This window comes from Billgrantia kenyensis, assembly GCF_013697085.1.
In the GTDB taxonomy this organism is placed as follows: domain Bacteria; phylum Pseudomonadota; class Gammaproteobacteria; order Pseudomonadales; family Halomonadaceae; genus Halomonas; species Halomonas kenyensis.
Genome location: NZ_JACEFT010000002.1, coordinates 99,632 through 120,140 on the forward strand (window position 1 = coordinate 99,632; position 20,509 = coordinate 120,140).

The 20,509-nt window shown below is 60.0% G+C and carries 18 protein-coding genes; 12 read left to right on the forward strand and 6 right to left on the reverse strand.

The window, feature by feature from the left end; translation table 11 throughout:
• The first annotated feature begins 1 nt into the window (after window position 1).
• From H1D44_RS03020 to H1D44_RS03035, 4 genes are all read left to right on the forward strand, one after another.
• Window positions 2-973, forward strand: a complete 972-nt coding sequence (locus H1D44_RS03020) for a heme utilization protein (protein ID WP_181513370.1) — start codon at window positions 2-4, stop codon at window positions 971-973.
• Window positions 974-1,042: 69 nt separating this feature from the next.
• The gene (locus tag H1D44_RS03025) at window positions 1,043-1,747 is read left to right on the forward strand and encodes a C39 family peptidase (RefSeq protein ID WP_181513371.1); all 705 of its coding nucleotides are present in this window, start codon (window positions 1,043-1,045) and stop codon (window positions 1,745-1,747) included.
• Window positions 1,748-1,869: 122 nt separating this feature from the next.
• Entirely contained in the window at window positions 1,870-2,604 is a 735-nt protein-coding gene (locus H1D44_RS03030; RefSeq protein WP_181513372.1) for a hypothetical protein, read from the forward strand.
• Window positions 2,605-2,697: 93 nt separating this feature from the next.
• A complete protein-coding gene (locus H1D44_RS03035; RefSeq protein WP_238984404.1) occupies window positions 2,698-3,780 on the forward strand; it encodes a transporter family protein in 1,083 nt (360 codons plus the stop codon).
• Between the two features lie 91 nt (window positions 3,781-3,871).
• On the opposite strand, the gene H1D44_RS03040 is transcribed toward H1D44_RS03035, so the two are convergent.
• Window positions 3,872-5,245: a sigma-54 dependent transcriptional regulator gene (locus H1D44_RS03040; RefSeq protein WP_181513373.1), complete on the reverse strand. Its 1,374-nt coding sequence runs from the start codon at window positions 5,243-5,245 to the stop codon at window positions 3,872-3,874.
• Between the two features lie 420 nt (window positions 5,246-5,665).
• Between H1D44_RS03040 and rdgB the strand changes: the two genes are divergently transcribed.
• The 4 genes from rdgB to H1D44_RS03060 all read left to right on the forward strand — a co-directional run bounded on the left by rdgB (window position 5,666) and on the right by H1D44_RS03060 (window position 9,088).
• Entirely contained in the window at window positions 5,666-6,277 is a 612-nt protein-coding gene (gene rdgB / locus H1D44_RS03045) for an RdgB/HAM1 family non-canonical purine NTP pyrophosphatase (protein ID WP_181513374.1), read from the forward strand.
• Window positions 6,277-7,452: a radical SAM family heme chaperone HemW gene (gene hemW, locus H1D44_RS03050; RefSeq protein ID WP_181513375.1), complete on the forward strand. Its 1,176-nt coding sequence runs from the start codon at window positions 6,277-6,279 to the stop codon at window positions 7,450-7,452. The genes rdgB and hemW overlap by 1 nt, the downstream gene beginning before the upstream one ends.
• A gap of 23 nt (window positions 7,453-7,475) precedes the next feature.
• Window positions 7,476-8,153 carry a YiaD family glycine zipper/OmpA-like lipoprotein gene (locus H1D44_RS03055; RefSeq protein WP_181513376.1) on the forward strand — a complete coding sequence of 226 codons (678 nt, stop codon included), beginning with the start codon at window positions 7,476-7,478 and terminating at the stop codon, window positions 8,151-8,153.
• Between the two features lie 89 nt (window positions 8,154-8,242).
• Window positions 8,243-9,088, forward strand: a complete 846-nt coding sequence (locus tag H1D44_RS03060; protein WP_181513377.1) for a 23S rRNA (adenine(2030)-N(6))-methyltransferase RlmJ — start codon at window positions 8,243-8,245, stop codon at window positions 9,086-9,088.
• A 25-nt stretch (window positions 9,089-9,113) separates the two neighbouring features.
• Here H1D44_RS03060 and mnmE read toward each other — a convergent pair whose 3' ends face one another.
• The 4 genes from mnmE to rpmH form a co-directional block, all read right to left on the reverse strand.
• Window positions 9,114-10,484, reverse strand: coding sequence for a tRNA uridine-5-carboxymethylaminomethyl(34) synthesis GTPase MnmE (mnmE, locus tag H1D44_RS03065; RefSeq protein WP_181513378.1), 1,371 nt, complete (start codon window positions 10,482-10,484; stop codon window positions 9,114-9,116).
• Window positions 10,485-10,598: 114 nt separating this feature from the next.
• Window positions 10,599-12,284 (reverse strand): membrane protein insertase YidC, encoded by a 1,686-nt coding sequence (gene yidC, locus H1D44_RS03070; protein WP_181513379.1) that lies wholly within the window; start codon window positions 12,282-12,284, stop codon window positions 10,599-10,601.
• A gap of 117 nt (window positions 12,285-12,401) precedes the next feature.
• Window positions 12,402-12,773, reverse strand: a complete 372-nt coding sequence (gene rnpA, locus H1D44_RS03075) for a ribonuclease P protein component (RefSeq protein ID WP_181513380.1) — start codon at window positions 12,771-12,773, stop codon at window positions 12,402-12,404.
• 13 nt (window positions 12,774-12,786) lie between these two features.
• Window positions 12,787-12,921, reverse strand: a complete 135-nt coding sequence (gene rpmH / locus H1D44_RS03080; RefSeq protein ID WP_010626003.1) for a 50S ribosomal protein L34 — start codon at window positions 12,919-12,921, stop codon at window positions 12,787-12,789.
• Between the two features lie 481 nt (window positions 12,922-13,402).
• On the opposite strand from rpmH, the gene dnaA reads away from it, so the two are divergent.
• The 4 genes from dnaA to gyrB all read left to right on the forward strand — a co-directional run bounded on the left by dnaA (window position 13,403) and on the right by gyrB (window position 19,735).
• Window positions 13,403-14,869: a chromosomal replication initiator protein DnaA gene (gene dnaA / locus H1D44_RS03085; RefSeq protein ID WP_181513381.1), complete on the forward strand. Its 1,467-nt coding sequence runs from the start codon at window positions 13,403-13,405 to the stop codon at window positions 14,867-14,869.
• A 63-nt stretch (window positions 14,870-14,932) separates the two neighbouring features.
• Window positions 14,933-16,036, forward strand: coding sequence for a DNA polymerase III subunit beta (gene dnaN, locus H1D44_RS03090; RefSeq protein WP_181513382.1), 1,104 nt, complete (start codon window positions 14,933-14,935; stop codon window positions 16,034-16,036).
• A gap of 150 nt (window positions 16,037-16,186) precedes the next feature.
• Window positions 16,187-17,311 carry a DNA replication/repair protein RecF gene (gene recF, locus H1D44_RS03095; RefSeq protein ID WP_181513383.1) on the forward strand — a complete coding sequence of 375 codons (1,125 nt, stop codon included), beginning with the start codon at window positions 16,187-16,189 and terminating at the stop codon, window positions 17,309-17,311.
• 3 nt (window positions 17,312-17,314) lie between these two features.
• A complete protein-coding gene (gene gyrB, locus H1D44_RS03100; protein WP_181513384.1) occupies window positions 17,315-19,735 on the forward strand; it encodes a DNA topoisomerase (ATP-hydrolyzing) subunit B in 2,421 nt (806 codons plus the stop codon).
• A 138-nt stretch (window positions 19,736-19,873) separates the two neighbouring features.
• On the opposite strand, the gene gmhB is transcribed toward gyrB, so the two are convergent.
• Window positions 19,874-20,428: a D-glycero-beta-D-manno-heptose 1,7-bisphosphate 7-phosphatase gene (gmhB, locus tag H1D44_RS03105; RefSeq protein WP_181513385.1), complete on the reverse strand. Its 555-nt coding sequence runs from the start codon at window positions 20,426-20,428 to the stop codon at window positions 19,874-19,876.
• Window positions 20,429-20,509 lie beyond the last annotated feature (81 nt).

Genomic DNA, 20,509 nt, shown 5'->3' on the forward strand with positions numbered 1-20,509 from the left:
GATGAAACAATTCAAGAAAGCACCGATCGCCCTGGCCCTTGCCACTCTGCTTGCCTCTGGCTATGCACTTGCTGCGGGCGGCGGTTCCTCGAACGACTTCGAGACCAACAGCACCATCGACTCCACCTTCGATAACAGCATCGATGTCTCGCTGGAGCATGATGTCAGCACCGACGCTAACTTCCACATCAGGGGCTATACCGGGTTCAAGAACAGGAACTATGCGGGTGCCACGGTGGATAGCAAGCAGCTCCAGGACGGCAATGTCGTGATCAACGACCTGGTGGAGAACGATGCTTCTGTCGGTGGCAGTGCGCTGCGTGGCTCCAGCGGTAACATCGGCGCCAACGTGGCCTCTGGCGACAACAATCAGCAGGCCAATGACGCTGCCTTGGCCGTCAGCGATGCTCAGCACGTCTTCGGACAGGCCTCTGCTTACTCAGCCCAGTCGTCCTCCAACAATGTTGCTGTGAACACTGGTACGCAGAACAATGCCAACCTCGGTGGCAGCGCGCTGCGCGGTGCCAGCGGCAACATCGGTGTCAACGTCGCCTCTGGTGCGGGCAACTCTCAGCAGAACAGCTTTGCCGCGACCGTGTCCAACAACGGCTCAGCCGCGGCTACCGGCGGTGGCGTTCAGAGTTCCTCGGGCAACTTCAGCTACAATGCGCCGGGTGACATTGAAACCACCGAGACGACTCTGACCTCTTCGTCTTCCAGCTCCTCCTCCTCCAGCGCTGTAGCCAAGTCCCACCCTGCCTATGCAGCGGCCAGCGCATCGGCCATGGCTAGCTCGAGTGCCGGCGCCCAATCGGTGACTACCACCGTGAGCCAGATGCAGAACAATACGGCCTCCATCGATGGCAGCGCCCTGCGCGGCGCCAGTGGCAACATCGGGGCCAACGTGGCATCCGGCAACAACAACCAGCAGCGTAACAGCCTGGCCGTCGCGGCAGGCCGTAGCGCCATGTAACTAGCCTTTGGCAAGACGTAAACCCGGCCCTCTGGGCCGGGTTCCTCGGGATGGGATGGGGTCTCCACCATGTTTCATCGAAATCTCTGCCTTTGCGCAAGCCTGGCTGCTCTCGCAGTGCCAGGTCTACCTGCTGCAGAAGCGGCTGCTGTTCGGTTCGGCGGTGTCGTGCCGGGGACGATGGTGACCAAGGAAGTGCAGTCCATTCGCGAAAGACGATTCGAACACCTGGTCGAGCAGGAGACCGACTATTCCTGCGGAGCGGCATCGCTGGCGACCATCCTCAAATATGCCTATGGCTGGACCGACGTCACCGAAGAGAAGGTGCTGGCAGGCTTGATGGAGGTGGTCGACAAGGAGCAGGTGATGAAGCTGGGCTTTTCCCTGCTGGACCTGAGCAATTATGTCGAGCAGATCGGCTTGAGGGGGCGTGGCTACGAGATTGAGCCGGAAATGCTCGATGAGGTCTCGATACCCGTCATCGTGTTGCTCGATCTGGATGGCTACTCCCATTTCGTCGTGATGAAAAAGGCGGTTGGCGACAGGGTTTATATCGGCGATCCCGCCCTTGGCAACAAGGTGATGAACCGGGATGAGTTCCTGGATTCCTGGAACGACATCATATTTGCCGTGGTGGGGGAAGGCTTCGATCCCTCCACGGTACTTCTCGATCCTGCCCAGCCGTTGACGGCACGTCGCTTGACGGACGTCTTTTCACCGGTGCCCAAACAACAACTACTTGACTTTGGGTTCCGACACTCTGAAGTCTTCTGACCTGTGGCGCATGGCTGCAAGGAGGGCTGGACATGTTTTGCTCAACACCGAGCGTATGCAAACCGCACATATTCACAGGCGGTCTTGCCCTACTGCTTAGCGGTTTCATGTCAGGGACCGTCATGGCAGCATCCGCGTTGCCTCAATTCGAGCAGGCGGCCGAGAGCCGTGACTTTCGGCTTCTCGATAAACAGGATCTGGCCGGAATAAGGGGACGTTTCGTTTCGGGTAACAAGGTCATGCTGTTCGGTATGAGGATGACCACAGAGTGGTCATCGGGCTACCAGGATTTCTCATCGGACTACCGGGATTTCGAAGCATACGCTAGTGTCGACTTGCAGGTCGACCTATCTAGATCTTCACCGGTCGTTACCTTTACTCCAAATCTTACTGTACGAGATAACCGCGAGCAGCGGCCCTCGGGAAGTGGTACGGCCATTGTAGACGCGGGTACCGGCAATGCTCGAGGCGTGGTCCAGGTCGTTCAGGCAGCTGGAGATGACAATTCTGTAGTCAACGATTTTCAGCTGGATATCAATAACGGCTACTCCATTGGTACTGCCCCCGATCATGGCCCTCGGGAGCTGAGTACCGACTCCGGTGCGGTATTGTCCATTCATGGCAATTCGGGCGGGCTAGGAATGCGTATTTCCGTACCTGGCCAGGGTGAGGTGAGTCAAGGCGTCGTTTCGGGTAAAGGGTTGCATCAAGCCGTACGGTTGGAAGGAAGTCGCCAGGAAGTGATAAACCGGACTGAAATGCATGTTCAATTGAACCAGCAACAAGCTCGTTCCATTTCAGCGGGGGGGCTGCGGCGTGCGGTAGAGTCGGCGAAAGGTTTGGATCGTATTAGATGACCCGTTGTTACGTTTCTTTTCGTTCGAAACCCTTGTAAGGTGAGTAGGTTCATGAGTTCGAGATTTCGCGCGGGATGCTGCTAGGAGAAAAGAATGGTCATCGACGAACGGAAAACAGCACTCATGCCGGCCAGCATGGGAATGCTGCTGGCATTGCTCGTCGCCGCCCCCGGCGGGGCTGCCTTGGCGCAAACGGCACCCATTCAGCAAGATCCGGATGCCCAGCCCAGCCAGAGTGTAAGAGATGTGTTACGCGAAGAGCACACCCTTTTTTCTGATCGCCTGACAATAGAGCCTGGAATTTCCTACACTTACTCCGATCGCAGCCAGCTGGCCCTTAGCGGGTTCCTGATACTCGACGCCATCTTCCTTGGAGATATCAGTGTCGACACCGTGGAGAGTCATACGACCACCTTTGATGTCAGTGTTCGCTATGGCCTCTCCAATCGTATGGAGCTGGAGCTGAACGTCCCTTACCTGTATCGCTCGAGTACCTACCAGACCATCGGGGCCGGCGGCTCCACCGAAGACTATCTCGAAGCGAGCGTCAGCCAGTCTCGTCTCGGTGACATCAGCGGTTCGCTCTATTATCGCTTGTTGCCTGAAACCGCGCAGCGTCCCGATGTGGTATGGAACGTCGGCGTCCGGGCTCCTACCGGCAGGCACCCCTACGGCATTACAGTACGCACTGTCGATGAACCCGATGGGAATCTTTCCATTCCCGAGACGCTACCTACAGGCAACGGCGTCTGGGGGCTTTCGACGGGCTTTTCCGTACTGAAGACTCTCGATCCTGCTATCGTATTCGCCAATCTTGGCTATACACATAACTTCGAGGGCAGCTTCTCCGACATTTCCAGTGACGAAGGTGAGATTCCCGGTAAGGTGGATCTGGGCGACTCCATCCGCTTCGGTTTCGGCACGGCTTTTGCTCTCAACCCACGCTTTAGCCTCTCGCTCTCCTACAGTCATCAGCACGCCTTCGATTCGAAAATTACGCAAGAAGGCCAAGAGCGTCGTACTTTGATCGGAAGTGGAGCCAACGCGGCCTCGCTGAATCTCGGTGCTACCTACGCCATGTCCGATCGCATTTCGCTAGTGACTAGCGTCGGCGTGGGGCTGACCGATGATGCCCCGGACATTGCTCTGAACTTCCGCCTTCCTTTCCAGATGTAAGTTGATGAATGCCCACACCTTGTCTCTTCCCAGGGTGTGGGCATTGGATCTGGCAGCATGACGTTGAGCGAGGGTCAACTCGCAAGCTTCATCATGCTGTGGAGAGCGACACGGTCTGCTCGCCTTTGCGCGTCAGCTCATGCTTTTCCATCAGACGATAAAGCGTCACGCGAGAAACACCCAGTTCGTCTGCTGCTTTCTTGACATTGTGCTTGTTGCGGCACAATGCGCTGATCAGCGCATCCTTCTCGGCGTTGTTACGCGCTTGCTCCAGGGTAATGATGCTACGGTTCGAGGAGCGGCGTTCCAGCCCGAGATCGGTGGGCTTGATCAGTCGCTGGTCACACATGACCATGGCACGGCGTACCCGATTGATCAGTTCACGTATGTTGCCTGGCCAGTGATATTGCCGCATGAGCGTGAGGGCGTCCTGGCTGAATCCACGTACGTTGGTCGATTTATCTTCAATGAACTTGTCGAAGAAGAATTTTGCCAGCACCTCGATATCCTCCTGCCTTTCCCTAAGCGGGGGAATGCTGACCTGTAACACATTGAGCCTGTGATAGAGGTCCTCGCGGAAGCGGCCCTCCTCGACGGCTTTCTCGAGATCGACGTGCGTTGCCGAGAGCACCCGAACGTCGACATGAATTTCTTCGATGGCACCGATACGCTGTATGGTCTTCTCTTCCAGAAAACGCAGCAGATTGACCTGTAGCTCCAGGGGCAGGTCTCCGATCTCGTCCAGGAACAGCGTTCCACCTGCAGCCGCCTCGATCTGACCGATTTTTTGCTGGCTGGCGCCAGTGAAGGCTCCCTTTTCATGGCCAAACAGTTCGGACTGGATCAAATTGTTGGGCAGAGCACCACAGTTGACGGCGACGAAGGGAGCAGAAGCCCGTTGAGAGCGCTCATGAATGGCTCGGGCAGCGAGCTCCTTGCCCGTTCCCGACTCACCGTTGATGAACACTGGCGCATCTACCGAGGCAACGCGACGGATGGTATCGAAGAGCTTTTTCATGACTGGCACGGTGCCAACCATTTCGAATTCTGCCTCCTGATGGGGGGCTGAGTACGATCCCTCTTTCCGAAGTTGTTTCATGGCAGCTGCATGCTGCATCAAGCAGTCTATCTGGTCGATTTCGACAGGCCTGGATTGAAAGGCCATGAACAATTTGCTTAGCGACTTGCACAGTCTTGGGTCTTCAAGCTCAGCCTCGTCGACCAGTGCCATCCACTCCATATCCGAGTGGATGATCATTTTTTCCATTGCCTTGAGGTCGCTCGTGCGACCCTGTGAGAGACAGTAAATACCTGCATCGTGCTCGGCATCGGCAAGCATGGCTGTGGCCTGGACGAGGTCCTTGGCAGGGCTTATTTTCCATCCCCTGTCTTCCATTCCTCCAACGAAGTCTTGCTGGTTTCCTTGAATCGATCCAACCATCAAGAGCCTTGCCTTATTCTCCATTTTCCGCATCCCTTTCGAACCCCTTTAGAGTAAAACAATGAGTTGCATTATTTACCTGGATTCGTTTCCTTGTGAATTTTATTCAGTATCAATCCATTCACTGATTTTGGCTCTCTGCGAGAAGGCTTGATCAACACCAAACTCTAATTTAATTTCTGCTGTATAGGGTAAGGTGCCTCTCTCCGTGTCTTGCAGCTGAACGCGCCACTTGAGTTTCAAGCGTATGTGGCAAGTTGTAAAGATAGGTTACAATAAGGTTCTCAACAAGCCCGTTCTGGAAGTGTGCCCAATCGTGTGATGGCAGCATTCCGGTTACATTCTTCAGCTTCGATACGCTTGCTTCCCAGGGCGGGACTAGTTCAGCCAGACCTCTGGCTCGTGTAACATGTCGGTATGCATAATGCAGCGCAAGGAGCTGTCGTGTCCCCTACAGATGAGCTGGTTCTGGCCAGCGCCAACCCCGGCAAGATTCGGGAGTTTGGCCAACTTTTCGCTCCCCTAGGGTTACGGATCAAGGCCCAATCCGAGTTTGGCGTAGTGGAGGTCGAGGAGACCGGGCTCACCTTCGTCGAGAATGCGCTGCTCAAGGCTCGCGAGGCCAGCCGCATCAGCGGATTGCCGTCGTTGGCCGATGACTCCGGGCTGGAGGTCGATGCCCTGTCGGGGAAGCCGGGCATCTATTCGGCGCGCTTTGCCGGCGAGCCCAAGAGCGATGCGCGCAACAATGCCAAGCTGCTGGAATCCCTTGAGGGGGTCGAGGGCGACCGGCGTAGTGCGCGCTATTGGTGTGCGCTGGTCTATCTGCGTCACGCCGACGATCCGGTGCCGCTCATCGTCCAGTGCCGCTGGGATGGAGTGATTCTCGAGAAGCCGCAAGGTGAGGGTGGGTTCGGCTACGATCCGTTGTTCTGGCTACCGTCGCTTGGCAAGAGTGTGGCCGAACTCTCTGCCGAGGAGAAGAACCGCCTTGGCCACCGCGGGCGAGCCCTGCAGGCCATGCTGGCCGCCCTGCGCGAGACTCGGCAGCACTGATGCCGGTGCTGCCCCCTCTGGCGCTCTACGTGCACGTGCCCTGGTGCGTGCGCAAATGCCCCTACTGCGATTTCAATTCGCATGGCGCTGGTCGCAGCGAGCTGCCTGAAGAAGCCTACCTGAATGCCTTGCTGGCGGATCTCGATGCCGATTTGCCGCTGGCGGCCGGCCGGCCGCTTGACACTATATTCATCGGTGGCGGTACGCCTAGCTTGATGTCGGGTGGATTTTATCAGCGCTTGCTGGATGAGCTGTTACGTCGGCTCTCCTTTGCCGATGACATCGAGATCACCCTGGAAGCCAACCCGGGCACGCTCGAGCGGGGACGCTTTCATGCCTACCGCCAGGCCGGCATCAACCGTCTCTCCCTTGGCGTACAGAGTTTTCAGTCGGCCCAGCTTGAGGCCCTGGGCCGCATCCACAGCGGTGAGGATGCAATCGCCGCGGTAGAAGAGGCGCGAACGGCGGGGTTCGACAATCTCAACCTTGATCTGATGCACGGCCTGCCTGGCCAGACTCCCGAGCTCGCGCTGGCCGATCTGGAGCAGGCCCTGGCGCTGGCGCCGGAACATCTCTCCTGGTATCAGCTGACCCTGGAGCCCAATACCGAATTTCATGCCCGGCCACCCGCGCTGCCTGAAGAAGAGATCCTGTGGGATATCCAGGATCTGGGTCACGAGCGGCTCGAGGCGGCAGGGCTGTCGCGCTACGAGATCTCTGCCTATGCTCGACCAGGACGCCGTTCACGGCACAACCTCAACTACTGGCGCTTCGGCGACTACCTGGGCATCGGTGCCGGTAGTCATGGCAAGCTAAGTGCGCTCGATGATTCCCGGCGGCTGTCTATCGAGCGTCGCTGGAAGACTCGCCAGCCCGAGGCCTATCTGCGCCGCCGACAGGATCCACGGGGGTTCGTTGCCGGACGGGGGCGTATCGACGAGGATGAACTGCCGCTGGAGTTCGCCATGAACGCGCTGCGCCTGGTCGAGGGTGTGAGCATGAGCGACTGGCAGGCCCATACCGGTCGTCCGCGGGACATGCTGGAAAAACGGCTGGGTGCGGCACGCAATAAAGGACTTCTCGTGGAAGATGCAGAAAGGCTTCAGGCTTCGCCCCGAGGTCTATTATTCTTGAACGAACTGCTGGCGCTCATCAGCGAGCCCAGTTCGGAATGACTGTATTGATTCGGAGAGTGTCCATGTTAAAAGCGTCTCGACTCGTTGCCCCCTTGGCAGCCGCTGTCCTGCTCGTCGGTTGTGCAACGACGGACCCTTATTCGGGCCAGACCCAGCGTTCCAGCACCATGACCGGTGCCGGCGTGGGTGCGGCCGTGGGCGCAGCCGCCGGGGCGCTGTCTGGTAGTGGCAGCACCAGTCGGCGCGACCGTGCCTTGATCGGTGCCGCTGTCGGCGCTGCGGCAGGGGCCGGTATCGGCGCCTACATGGACCGTCAGGAGGAGCAATTGCGCGAGAGCATGCGTGGCACCGGCGTTGACGTTGAGCGCCGCGGCGATGACATCGTGCTCAACATGCCCAGCAGCGTGACCTTCGGCTTCGATTCCTACGAACTCACCATGCCGGCGCGCAATGCGCTCAATGACGTGGCCAACGTGTTGACACAGTACACCGACACTCGGGTGAACATAGCCGGACATACCGACAGTACCGGCAGCGTGAGCTACAACCAGCGCCTCTCCGAGCGCCGTGCCGAATCGGTGGGCAACTACCTGACCGAGGCCGGCGTGGCCCGCAACCGGCTCTACATGACCGGCTACGGCCCGAGCCAGCCGGTAGCGACCAACGCCACCGAGGAGGGGCGTGCCCAGAACCGTCGTGTGGAAATCACGCTGTCTCCGATCGAATCGCAGTTCCAGTAAGCACAGGGCGTTACCCAAGGGCCCGCCACCCGCGCTGTGGCGGGCCCGTCGCTTTTCGCTCCTGGCCATGAATCTTGGGTTGACCTGCCATGCTCTCCTATCAGCATGCCTACCATGCCGGCAACTTTGCCGATGTCCACAAGCATCTCACCCTGCATGCGGTCATCGATCACCTGCTGCGCAAGGCTTCGCCGATCAGTTTCGTCGATACCCATGCCGGGCGAGGCCTCTACCCGCTGGATGCCAGCGAGACCCAGCGCCTGGCTGAATATCGACAGGGTGTGCTGCCGCTTTGGGAGGCGCGCCTTGATCTGTCCGACGAGCCGCTGTTGGCAAGCTGGCTCGAAGCGATCACCGGTGTGCAGCCCGATCCGCAGCGGCTCGTGCACTACCCCGGCTCCCCCTGGTGGCTGGGCCAGCGGCTGCGCCGGGACGATCGGCTGAAGCTGTTCGAGCTGCACCCGGGAGAGCATGATTACCTGGCCCGACAGGCTCTTGCGGATAATGTCAGGCACATCCACGCCGACGGCCTGGCGGGCTTGCTCGCCAGCCTGCCTGCGGCGACACCGCGGCTGTGCGTGTTGATCGATCCCAGCTATGAGCGCAAGGCCGAGTACGCCGAGGTGGCGGACTGCGTGCTGTCAGCGATGCGCAAGGCGCGTCACGGCGTGGCGCTGGTGTGGTACCCGCTATTGCCCGCAGGGCGGCATCACGAGCTGCTTGAGCGGCTGCGCGATGGCGGTCTGCGCAAGGTCTGGCGCAGCGAGCTGACGCTGCACGAGCCGGGGGAGGAGCGCGGCATGTACGGCAGCGGCATGCTGGTGGTCAACCCTCCCTGGGGGCTTGGTGAGCGCCTCGCTACGGCCATGGCACGGGTCACGCCGCTGCTGGGTCAAGCCAGTCGCTATCGTGCCGACTGGTGGGTGGAGGAGTAGCAGCGGCGGCGGGCAGGGAGGCACCTCACTTGCCGATGCAAAAGCTCCCGAAGATTTCACCCAGCAGGTCATCGGCGCTGAATTCCCCGGTAATTTCGCCCAGCACCTGCTGGGCGTCGCGCAGATCCTCGGCAAGCAGCTCTCCGGCACCATAGCCAGACAGCTGAGCCTCGCCGTTAGTGAGCGCTTGCTGCGCCCTGTCGAGTGCATCCAGGTGGCGGCGTCGGGCCGAGAAGCGTCCCTCCGTCGTGGAGGTGAACCCCATCACGCGCTTGAGGTGCTCCTTCAGGTTATCCACACCCTCACCGGTACGCGCCGAAAGCCGGATGACCGGTGGGGTTGTGGACAACTCAGCGTCCGCTGCTTCGTGGCTGGCGTCGATCTTGTTGCGCACCAGGGTCAGGCGTGCAGGATCGGGCAGACGCTCGACGAACTCGGGCCAGATCGCCATGGGGTCGGTGGCCTCGGTAGTGGCGGCATCCACCAGCAGCAGCACTCGGTCGGCTTTCTCGATCTCTGCCCAGGCGCGAGCCACGCCGATCTGCTCGACGGCATCCGGCGTGTCACGCAGCCCGGCGGTATCGATCACATGCAAGGGCATCCCATCCAGGTGGATGTGCTCGCGCAACACGTCTCGGGTGGTGCCGGCGATATCGGTGACGATGGCGGTCTCCTGCTCGGTAAGCGCGTTGAGCAGGCTCGACTTGCCGGCATTGGGACGTCCGGCGATCACCACGCTCATGCCTTCGCGCATCAGTGCGCCCTGGCCCGCGGCGGCGTGAACCTCGGCGAGTTCCGCCTGCACTGCGGCAAGCATCTCGGCCACCTTGCCGTCAGCGAGGAAGTCGATCTCCTCCTCGGGGAAATCGATGGCCGCCTCCACGTACATGCGCAGCTCGATCAGCCGCTGTACCAGCGCTTCCACCCGACGCGAGAACTCTCCCTGCAATGAGCGCAGGGCGTTCTCGGCGGCGGCCCTGGAGCTTGCCTCGATCAGGTCGGCGATGGCTTCGGCCTGGGCCAGGTCGAGCTTGTCGTTGAGGAAGGCGCGCTCGGAGAATTCGCCCGGCCTGGCCAGGCGAGCGCCGAGTTGCATGCAGCGCTCCAGCAACAGGTCCATGATCACCGGACCGCCATGGCCCTGCAGCTCCAGCACATCCTCGCCGGTGAAGGAGTGAGGCCCGGCGAAGTAGAGGGCGATGCCTTCATCGATCACTGCGCTGGCGCCGCGAAAGGGGCCGTAGTGGGCGTGCCTTGGCTCGGGGCACTGGCCCACCACAGCCTCGGCAACAGCCGCGCACAGCGGTCCCGAGACACGAATGATGCCGACACCGCCGCGCCCGGGCGGGGTGGCAAGCGCGGCGATGGTGTCCTGGTGATACAGCCTGTCAGGCATGAGCATGCTCTCTCGCGGTGGAAGCTCGGTAGGCAGGATTGTCTGTTTCGCTGGCCATAAACGCCAGACCCCTGCCGAGGCAGGGGTCCGGGTACGTTGCGCAGAGATTCACGCTTATTTCGTCTTCAAGCCCTTGCCAACACTGGGGTCGTTCTCGATCCTGCGGGTAATCACATACTGCTGTGCGATCGAGATGATGTTGTTGACCACCCAGTAGATGACCAGGCCGGCCGGGAACCACAGGAAGAAGAAGGTGAAGACGATCGGCAGCATCTTCATGATCTTCGCCTGCATGGGATCCGGCGGCGTCGGGTTGAGCAACTGTTGAATGTACATCGATACGCCCATCAGGATCGGCAGCACGAAGAAGGGATCCTTTACCGACAAGTCCTGAATCCAGAACATGAAGGGCGCGTGGCGCAGCTCCACCGACTCCAGCAGCATCCAGTAGAGGGCAATGAAGACCGGCATCTGCACCAGGATCGGCAGACAGCCACCCAGAGGATTGATCTTCTCCTTCTGGTAGAACTTCATCATCTCCTGGGACATTTTCTGGCGATCGTCGCCGTACTGCTCCTTGAGGCGCTGCATCTCCGGGCCCAGCTTGCGCATGCGGGCCATCGATTTGTAGGCCTTGGCGGAGAGCGGCCACATCGCCAGCTTGACCAGTACGGTCAGCAGTACGATGGACCAGCCCCAGTTGCCCACCACGCTATGGATCTGATCGAGCAGCCAGAACAATGGGTTGGCGATGAACCACAGCCAGCCATAGTCCACGGTCAGGCGCAGGTGGGGCGCCACTTGCTCGAGATAATCCTGAACCTTGGGGCCCATGTAGAGCGTCGCGCCGAGGCGGGCTTCCCCTTCGGCGGCCACCGTAGTGACCGGCCCGGCGAAGGCCGCCACGTTGCGATTGCGGGAATCGGTGGTGGCGTACTGCAGGGTCTGCTGGTTCTGCGGTGGCGCCCAGGCCGAAACGAAATAGTGCTGGAGGATAGCGACCCAGCCACCCTGGGAGTCACGGTTGTTGAAGCGACCGCGCTGGATGTCGTCGAAATCGACCTTCTGATAGCGCTCGTCCGGTGAGGAGTAGGCGGCACCCAGGTAGGAACTCATGCCCAAGGCGACGCCGGTGGAGGGATCGGGACTGTTGTCCCGAGCCAACTGGCCGATGAAGCGCGCGGTGACAGGCGCTTCGGTATTGTTGGCCAGGTAATAGTTGACCTCGACCGCATAGCTGCCGCGCTCGAAGGAGAAACGCTTGATCACGTCGATGCCGTTGACTTCGCCATGCAGGTCGACGTCCAGGCGGCTCTCGTCATCGCTCAGCCGATAGCTGGTGCTTTCCGAAGTGAAGCCAATACGCCCCCCATGGCCATCGACCTGCAGGCCCGATCGAGCCACGTAGCTGCGGGTCTCATTGTCCGAGAGCAGGACGTAGGGGCGGTCGGAGTCCAGCCTCATGCGATGCTGGGGCAGGGCAGCATAGACGATGTCGCCCCCTTGAGGGTCGATGCGCAGGTCGAGCACATCGGTGACTACCGCGATCAGGTCGCGAGTCCCCGTCGGCTGCTCCGGCTCGGCCGGCATCTCACCAGCCATCTCTTGTTCCGCCTGGGGTGCGGCGGGCACCGCCAGGTCATCGTCATCAGGCGCCTGGGCGTCGTCGACGGCCGGTGCGGTGATGGTCGGAGCCTCTGGCTCAGGAGCAACCTGGCCATAATCCTGGTTCCACTGCACGACCAGCAGATAGGTCAGCACGGCCAGTGGAATCAGCAATAGGAGTCGTTTTACGTCCATGAGGGTTCTGCCCGGTGGGTAGTGAACATGCCGCTGGAACGAAATCCGCTGCCATGTGAAAGAGGGCGTCAGCCTGTCGGGACAGGCTGACGAGGCGGCGACAGGCACCGTATCCGGTCAGGAGGTCATCGTTTTTCGTACATCACGCTCAAGGCGACGCCACATGCCGTGAAGCTGACGATGTAGCGTGGCCTTGTCCAGCTCGCTCGCGCCTCGCCTTGCCAGCAGGACGATGTCGACGGCAGGAAGCGAGCATTGCTGGAGACGAATGGATTCACGAGCCAACCGCTTGAGGCGGTTGCGGTCCACGGCCTTGCGGACGTTCTTCTTGCTGATGACCAGGCCAAGGCGGGGGTGGTCCAGTCCATTGGGGCACGCCAGGGCCATCAGCCCCTTGCCATGTACCTTGAATGTAGCGTGATCGAAAACGTATCGATAATCTCCCGCAGCCAACAAGCGCAACTGCTTGGAGAAACCATGACCGGACACGCGCGATCCGCTATCAGGCGCTCAGGCGCTTGCGGCCCTTGGCACGGCGGCGAGCCAGAACGGCGCGACCATTCTTGGTGGCCATGCGCGCACGGAAGCCGTGAACACGCTTGCGCTTCAGAACGCTGGGTTGAAAAGTACGTTTCATAACACTCGATTCCCACGTGGTTTGTTGACGGTGCGTCTTACAGGAATGCCTTGGCTCCCGGGAGGAACCAAGGGCAGATTCGGTTCAAGACCGGAAATTGTAGAGACTTCGTCTTCCCGACGCAATTATTACGCGCGTCGTTCGTGGCCGGGTTCGTGAGGGTCCTACTCCAACAAGGCTTTCTTTACTAGCCCTACTTGTGATCAATGCTGGGGATGGTGTCTGTGCATAACTTCCATAAATACATATAAAACAACAGGGTAATAGAATATCTGATTTGTGGAAAAACCGTTTGCAAGCAGTGCCCTTCCGCTGAGCCACCGGCTATCCCGGCGTTGGGAGGGAAAGCCGGTAACGCGGGCCGGCTTGCTGGTGTCCGTACGTTTTCCACAGGATGGCGGAGTGGTGAAGGGCGTGTGGATAACCCGCCTGTCGAAGGATACAATGGCCGGTCACGCATCAACGGGTATGGTGAGGTCGAGTGTCTCTTGCTCTCTGGCAACAGTGTCTGGATTACCTGCAGGACGAGTTGAACGCCCAGCAGTTCAACACCTGGATTCGTCCGCTCCAAGCCGAGGAAGGGGAAGCCAACGAGCTGCGCTTGCTGGCGCCCAATCGCTTCGTGCGCGACTGGGTGGGTGACAAGTATGCCAAACGTATCAACGAGCTGCTTAGAGAGCTCTCGCCGACAAAGCCTCCCCGGGTGGTATTGACGGTCGGAAGTCGCCAGGCGGCAGCGGTCAAGCCACAGCCGCGTGAGCTGGGCGCCCCGGTGTCAGCGAACCCTCACTCCCCGCTGGCCCCCGCCGTGCAGGTGCCGCCGCGGGGCGATATCGGTGACGAGCGCGAAATCGACCAGATGCGCGAAGAGGGCGCCTCTCCACGCCGCAGTGATCGCGAGGTGCAGGTTGAAGGCAGTCTCAAGCACAACAGCGGTCTCAACCCAAGCTTCACCTTCGAAACCTTTGTCGAGGGTAAGTCCAACCAGCTTGCCAGGGCGGCTTCTCGACAGGTCTCCGAGAATCCCGGTGGCGCCTATAATCCGCTTTTCCTCTATGGCGGGGTAGGGCTTGGCAAGACTCACCTGATGCACGCGGTGGGCAACGCGCTGGCGTCACGTCGCGAAAACGCACGCGTCGTCTATCTGCACTCGGAGCGCTTCGTGGCAGACATGGTGAAGGCGCTGCAGCTCAACGCCATCAATGACTTCAAGCGTTTCTATCGCAGCGTGGATGCCCTGCTGATCGATGATATCCAGTTCTTTGCCGGCAAGGAGCGCTCCCAGGAGGAGTTCTTCCATACTTTCAATGCCCTGCTCGAGGGCGGCCAGCAGATGATCCTTACCTCGGACCGCTATCCGAAGGAAATCAGCGGGGTCGAGGAGCGTCTCAAGTCCCGCTTCGGCTGGGGACTGACCGTGGCCATCGAGCCCCCCGAACTCGAAACGCGTGTCGCCATCCTGATGAAGAAGGCAGACCAGGCCAAGGTGGACCTGCCTCACGATGCGGCCTTTTTCATTGCCCAGAAAATCCGCTCCAACGTGCGTGAGCTGGAGGGGGCGCTGAAGAAAGTGATTGCCGATTCCCATTTCATGGGCAAGCCGATCACCCAGGATTTCATCCGCGAGTCACTGAAGGATCTGCTTGCGCTCCAGGACAAGCAGGTGGGGGTCGACAACATTCAGCGCACTGTCGCCGAGTACTACAAGATCAAGCTGGCTGACCTGCTCTCCAAGCGCCGCTCGCGCTCGGTGGCGCGGCCTCGCCAGGTGGCCATGGCCCTGGCCAAGGAGCTGACCAACCACAGCCTGCCGGAGATCGGGGACGCCTTCGGCGGGCGCGACCACACCACGGTACTGCATGCCTGCCGCAAGGTTCAGGCGCTACAGGAAGAGAGCGCGGATATCCGCGAGGACTACAAGAACCTGCTGCGATTGCTGACTAGCTGATGCAGGTACACAGAACGTCAGCAATGCCCGACACCCATCTACAGGACTAGACGTGGAGCCGACATGAGATTTTCCATTTCCCGCGAAGCGCTGCTACGGCCGCTGGCACTGGTGGCCGGTGTGGTCGAGCGCCGTCAAACCTTGCCGGTGCTGTCCAATGTGCTGATTCAGGTCGACCAGGATCAGGTGGCCCTCACCGGAACCGATCTCGAGGTCGAACTCATCGGACGCACGGCCGCCTCTCTGGTGGAGGTCCCAGGCGCCGCTACCGTACCAGCGCGTAAGCTGATGGACATCTGCAAGTCGCTGCCCGATCAGGCCGAGCTTCAGTTCAGTCTTGAGGATGGGCGAGCCGTGCTGCGCAGCGGCCGTTCACGCTTTACCCTGTCGACGCTGCCGGTAGCCGAGTTTCCCAATATCGAGGATAGCGCCGGGGACGTCGAGCTGAGCCTGCCACGGGGAACGCTGAAGCATCTGATCGATGCGACTTCCTTTGCCATGGCCCAGCAGGACGTGCGCTACTACCTCAATGGCATGTTGCTTGAGTTGCGCTCCAACCTGGTTCGCACCGTGGCGACCGATGGGCACCGTTTGGCGGTCTGCTCGCGCCCGGCAGAGATACAGGTAGAGCCATCGCGCAAGCTGATCGTCCCGCGCAAGGGCGTGCTCGAGCTGGTACGCCTGCTCGACGACAGCGACGAGCCGGTGACGCTGACCCTGAGTGCCAGCCACGTTCGAGCTCATACCGGTGACTTCACCTTTACCTCGAAGCTGGTCGACGGAAAGTTTCCCGACTACGAGCGCGTGGTTCCGCGTGGCGGCGACAAGGTCTTCATTGCCGATCGCGCTGAACTGCGCCAGGTCCTCTCACGTACCTCCATTCTCTCCAACGAGAAGTACCGTGGCGTTCGCTTGCACCTTCAGGAAGGCAACCTTCAGGTCATGGCCAATAATCCTGAACAGGAAGAGGCTGAGGAAAACGTAGCGGTAGAGTACGGCGGAGACTCGCTCGAAATTGGCTTCAATGTTGGTTATCTCATTGATGTGCTTAATGTTATTGGCGAGGATCGCGTGCAGATGACGCTCGCCGATTCCAACAGCAGTGCCTTGCTGGAAGAGCCGGGCGGAGGTGATGCCCTCTATGTGGTCATGCCGATGCGCCTCTAGCGAAGAGAGCTCGGCGCCGATGTCTGCGTTTCACCGGGTATGCCGCCATGATCGCTGCATTCTGGCGGCGCCGTATGACTTCACCTTCTGTGCCTGCACTCGTCCGCATCCCGCTGCGGACGAGTATGGTCACGTCAATCACGTCGCCCCATGCTGATAGACCGTCTGGCATTTTCCGGCCTGAGAAACCTGGGAGCCCTGGATTTCTCCCCATGCCCCGGCATCAACCTTTTCGTTGGCCGCAACGGCAGTGGTAAAACCAGTCTTCTCGAGGGTATACACATCCTTGGCATGGGGCGTTCGTTTCGCACGCGCCAGTTGAAACATGCCATTGGCCACGAAACAGACGAGCTTACGCTCTTTGCACGGCTCAATGGCGATCCCCCGCTGCCAATTGGAATACGCCGTGCACGCGACACCGCTGAGCTTGAAATGCGCCTGGCCGGGCAGAGAGTGTCGCGCCTGGCGCAGTTGATCGAAGCGCTTCCCCTTCAGTTGATCAACCCCGATGCCTTCCGGCTCCTGGAGGGTGCTCCGGCAGGGCGGAGAGAATTTCTCGACTGGGGCGTGTTTCACGTGAAACACGATTTCTTCGACGCCTGGCGTCGCGCCAAGCGCGCGCTGAAGCATCGGAATGCTCTTCTCAGGCATGATAGAATGGATGCCAACAACTTGGCCGTCTGGGAGCAAGAGCTGGCCCACTGGGGCGAGCGAGTCGATGATCTGCGACGGGAGTGGATGGCAGCTTTCGTTCCTGTATTCGAGGAAACGCTAGATCGGTTGATCGCATTGCCGGAACTACGCTTGCGCTATTCCCGTGGCTGGGACAAGCAGCGCCCTTTACTGGAAATCCTCGAGCAAAGTCGGGCGACTGACTTCCAGATGGGCTTTACCCAACATGGGCCCCAGCGCGGCGATCTTCGCATTCGGCTGGGAAAGCGTCCAGCCGTAGAGGTGCTGTCGCGAGGGCAGCAGAAACTGGTAGTGAGTGCCCTCAAGCTGGCACAAGGAAGATTACTCGAGCAGTCGACGGGGCGCAGCTGTCTGTACCTGGTCGACGACCTGCCTGCAGAGCTGGACATCGAGCACCGCCGCATTTTTTGCCGCTTGCTGGAATCCATGGGCAGCCAGGCTTTCATCACAAGTGTCGAACACGATGCCCTCGTGGGGCCATGGAAGTCCCACACGCCGCTGGCGATGTTTCACGTGAAACAATCCGCCTCCGGCGCCGGGCAGCTAGTGCCTGAGGCACAGATAGACTTCACGACGGAGTAGTCAATGAGCGAGCAAGCTTACGACTCATCGAGCATCAAGGTCCTGAAGGGCCTTGACGCCGTGCGCAAGCGTCCCGGCATGTATATCGGCGATACCGATGACGGGACAGGTCTGCACCACATGGTGTTCGAGCTGGTGGACAACTCCATCGATGAGGCACTGGCCGGATACTGCAGTGAAATACGTGTCGTGATCCACCCCGATGAATCCATCACCGTCAGTGATAATGGTCGAGGCGTTCCCACCGACATACACGAAGGGGAGGGAGTCTCGGCGGCGGAAGTGATCATGACGGTACTGCACGCCGGCGGCAAGTTCGACGACAACTCCTATAAGGTGTCCGGAGGGCTGCACGGCGTTGGGGTCTCGGTGGTCAATGCGCTTTCGGAAGAGCTCAAACTGACTATCTGGCGGGCTGGCCAGGTGCATGAACAGGTCTACCATCACGGGGTGCCCCAGGCGCCGCTGGCAGTCGTTGGCAAGACCGAGAAGAGCGGTACTCGGGTCCACTTCAAGCCTTCGCCTGACACTTTTGCCAATATCGAGTACCACTACGACATTCTGGCAAAGCGCCTGCGTGAGCTATCGTTCCTGAACTCCGGCGTAGCGATTCGACTGATCGATGAACGCAGTGGCAAGGAGGAGCTGTTCCACTACGAAGGCGGCCTGAAGGCTTTCGTCAACCACCTCAACAGCAACAAGACCGTGCTCAACCCGGTGTTCCACTTCGAGGCCGAGCGAGAGGATGGGGTAGTCGTCGAGGTGGCGATGCAGTGGAGCGATTCGTTTGCCGAGAATATCTTCTGCTATACCAACAACATACCGCAGCGTGATGGTGGTACGCACCTTGCCGGTTTTCGTGCTGCGCTGACCCGCACCCTGAACGGTTATATCGAATCCGAAGGGTTGTTGAAGAAGACCAAGGTAGCCACTTCAGGTGATGACGCCCGAGAAGGGCTGACGGCCATTATTTCGGTCAAGGTGCCTGATCCCAAGTTCTCTTCCCAGACCAAGGACAAGCTGGTTTCGTCCGAAGTGAAAACGGCGGTAGAGCAGGAGATGGGGCGGCTGTTCTCGGATTATCTGATCGAGAAGCCCAACGAGGCCAAGGCCATCGTCAACAAGATGCTGGATGCCGCCAGAGCCCGTGAGGCGGCGCGCAAGGCCCGCGACATGACGCGGCGCAAGGGCGCGCTCGATATCGCTGGCCTGCCCGGGAAGCTGGCCGATTGTCAGGAAAAGGACCCCAGCCTTTCAGAACTTTTCCTGGTCGAGGGCGACTCGGCCGGTGGTAGCGCCAAGCAGGGCCGGGATCGCCGCACCCAGGCGATTCTGCCGCTGAAGGGAAAGATCCTCAACGTCGAGAAAGCTCGCTTCGACAAGATGCTCTCTTCCGCCGAAGTGGGAACGCTGATTACCGCGCTCGGCTGCGGAATCGGACGTGAGGAGTTCAACCCCGACAAGCTGCGCTACCACTCGATCATTATCATGACCGATGCGGACGTCGACGGCTCTCACATCCGCACGCTGTTGCTGACGTTCTTCTTCCGTCAGATGTCGCAGCTGATCGAGCGTGGGCATGTTTTCATTGCGCAGCCCCCGCTGTACAAGATCAAGCGAGGCAAGCAGGAGACCTACCTCAAGGACGAGCAGGCGCTGATCGATTACCTCACTACCACGGCGATGGATGGGGCCCGACTCTACGTCAACCCTGATGCGCCTCCGGTAACCGGCGCCCAGCTCGAGGCGTTGGTCAACCAGTATCGCGACGTCATGAAGCGAATCGATCGCCTTTCGCGGGTTTATCCCAACGAGGTGCTGCGCAAAGTGGTGCATGCCGCTCGTCTGGAGGGGGAGGCGAGCCTCAAGGATCGCGGCACAATGCAGAACTGGATCGCCTATCTCCAACAGGAGATGGACGCTTTGGTCGCCTATGAGGGTGGCCCGCGCTATACCTTCCGCCTCGAGGAGGATACCGAGCGTGAGCTATTCCTTCCGGCAGTCACTCTTACCGCCCATGGTGTCAGTTCGGATTATGTCTGGGGCATCGACTTCTTCACCAGCGCTGACTACCGCGCCATGGCGGCTCTCGGCGAGACACTGGATGGCCTGCTGGAGGAAGGGTCTTATGTCGCCCGCGGCGAGCGCCAGAAGACGGTGGCAACTTTCTATCAGGCATTGGAGTGGCTGATGGCTGAAGCACAGCGCGGGCTGTCGGTCCAGCGCTACAAGGGCCTTGGTGAGATGAACCCCGATCAGCTGTGGGAGACCACCATGGATCCTGAAACACGGCGTCTGCTGCGTGTGTCGATTGAGGATGCCGTGGCTGCGGACATGATGTTCAACACCCTAATGGGTGACGAAGTCGAGCCGCGTCGCGCCTTCATCGAAAGCAATGCCCTGGTCGCGAATCTGGACGTGTGATGAGAACGCGGTGATGTTTCACGTGAAACATCGCCGCGCTGCTTGGCAGTGCGTAAAAAGCCGACCCTTCGAAGGTCGGCTTTTTCATGCGGGGTGCCCAGATCAGTAGGGCTGTCCCGACGCTTTTACGAAAAGCGTCTAGGCCTGATCCAGCAGCCAATCGGCAAATGCAGCCAGATCATTGAAAACCTTTGCGTTTTCCAATCCCGTCGCTTTCGCCTCGGTATGGTTGCCCTTGCCGGTGCGCACGAGGGCGGAACGACAGCCCATCGCCTCCCCCGCCTGCAGGTCGCGCAGGCTGTCGCCCACCATCCAGCTGCCTTCCAGGCTATCAAGCCCCAGTGCAGTGCCGATCTCTTCCAGCAGGCCGGGTAGTGGCTTGCGGCAGGTGCAGCCGTCGTCCGGACCGTGGGGACAGTAGGCGATATGGGCGATTTCGCCTCCTGCGGCGGCCACCAGTCGTTCGAGTTCGCCGTGCATCTTGGCCAGGGTGGCCTCGTCATAGTAGCCGCGTGCGATACCGGACTGGTTGGTGGCGATGGCAACTTGCCAGCCGGCTCGGCTCAGCCGGGCTATGGCTTCGATGGAAGAGGGGTAGGGGATCCACTCTTCGAGAGATTTGATGTAGGCGTCGGAGTCGTGATTGATGACGCCGTCGCGGTCGAGAATCACGACACGGGGTGCGTTAGGCATCTTGCACCATGAGCAGAATAAGAGTGAAGGGGAAGTGTTTCACGTGAAACACCCCATGCCAAGCATGCTCGTGGGGGAGGG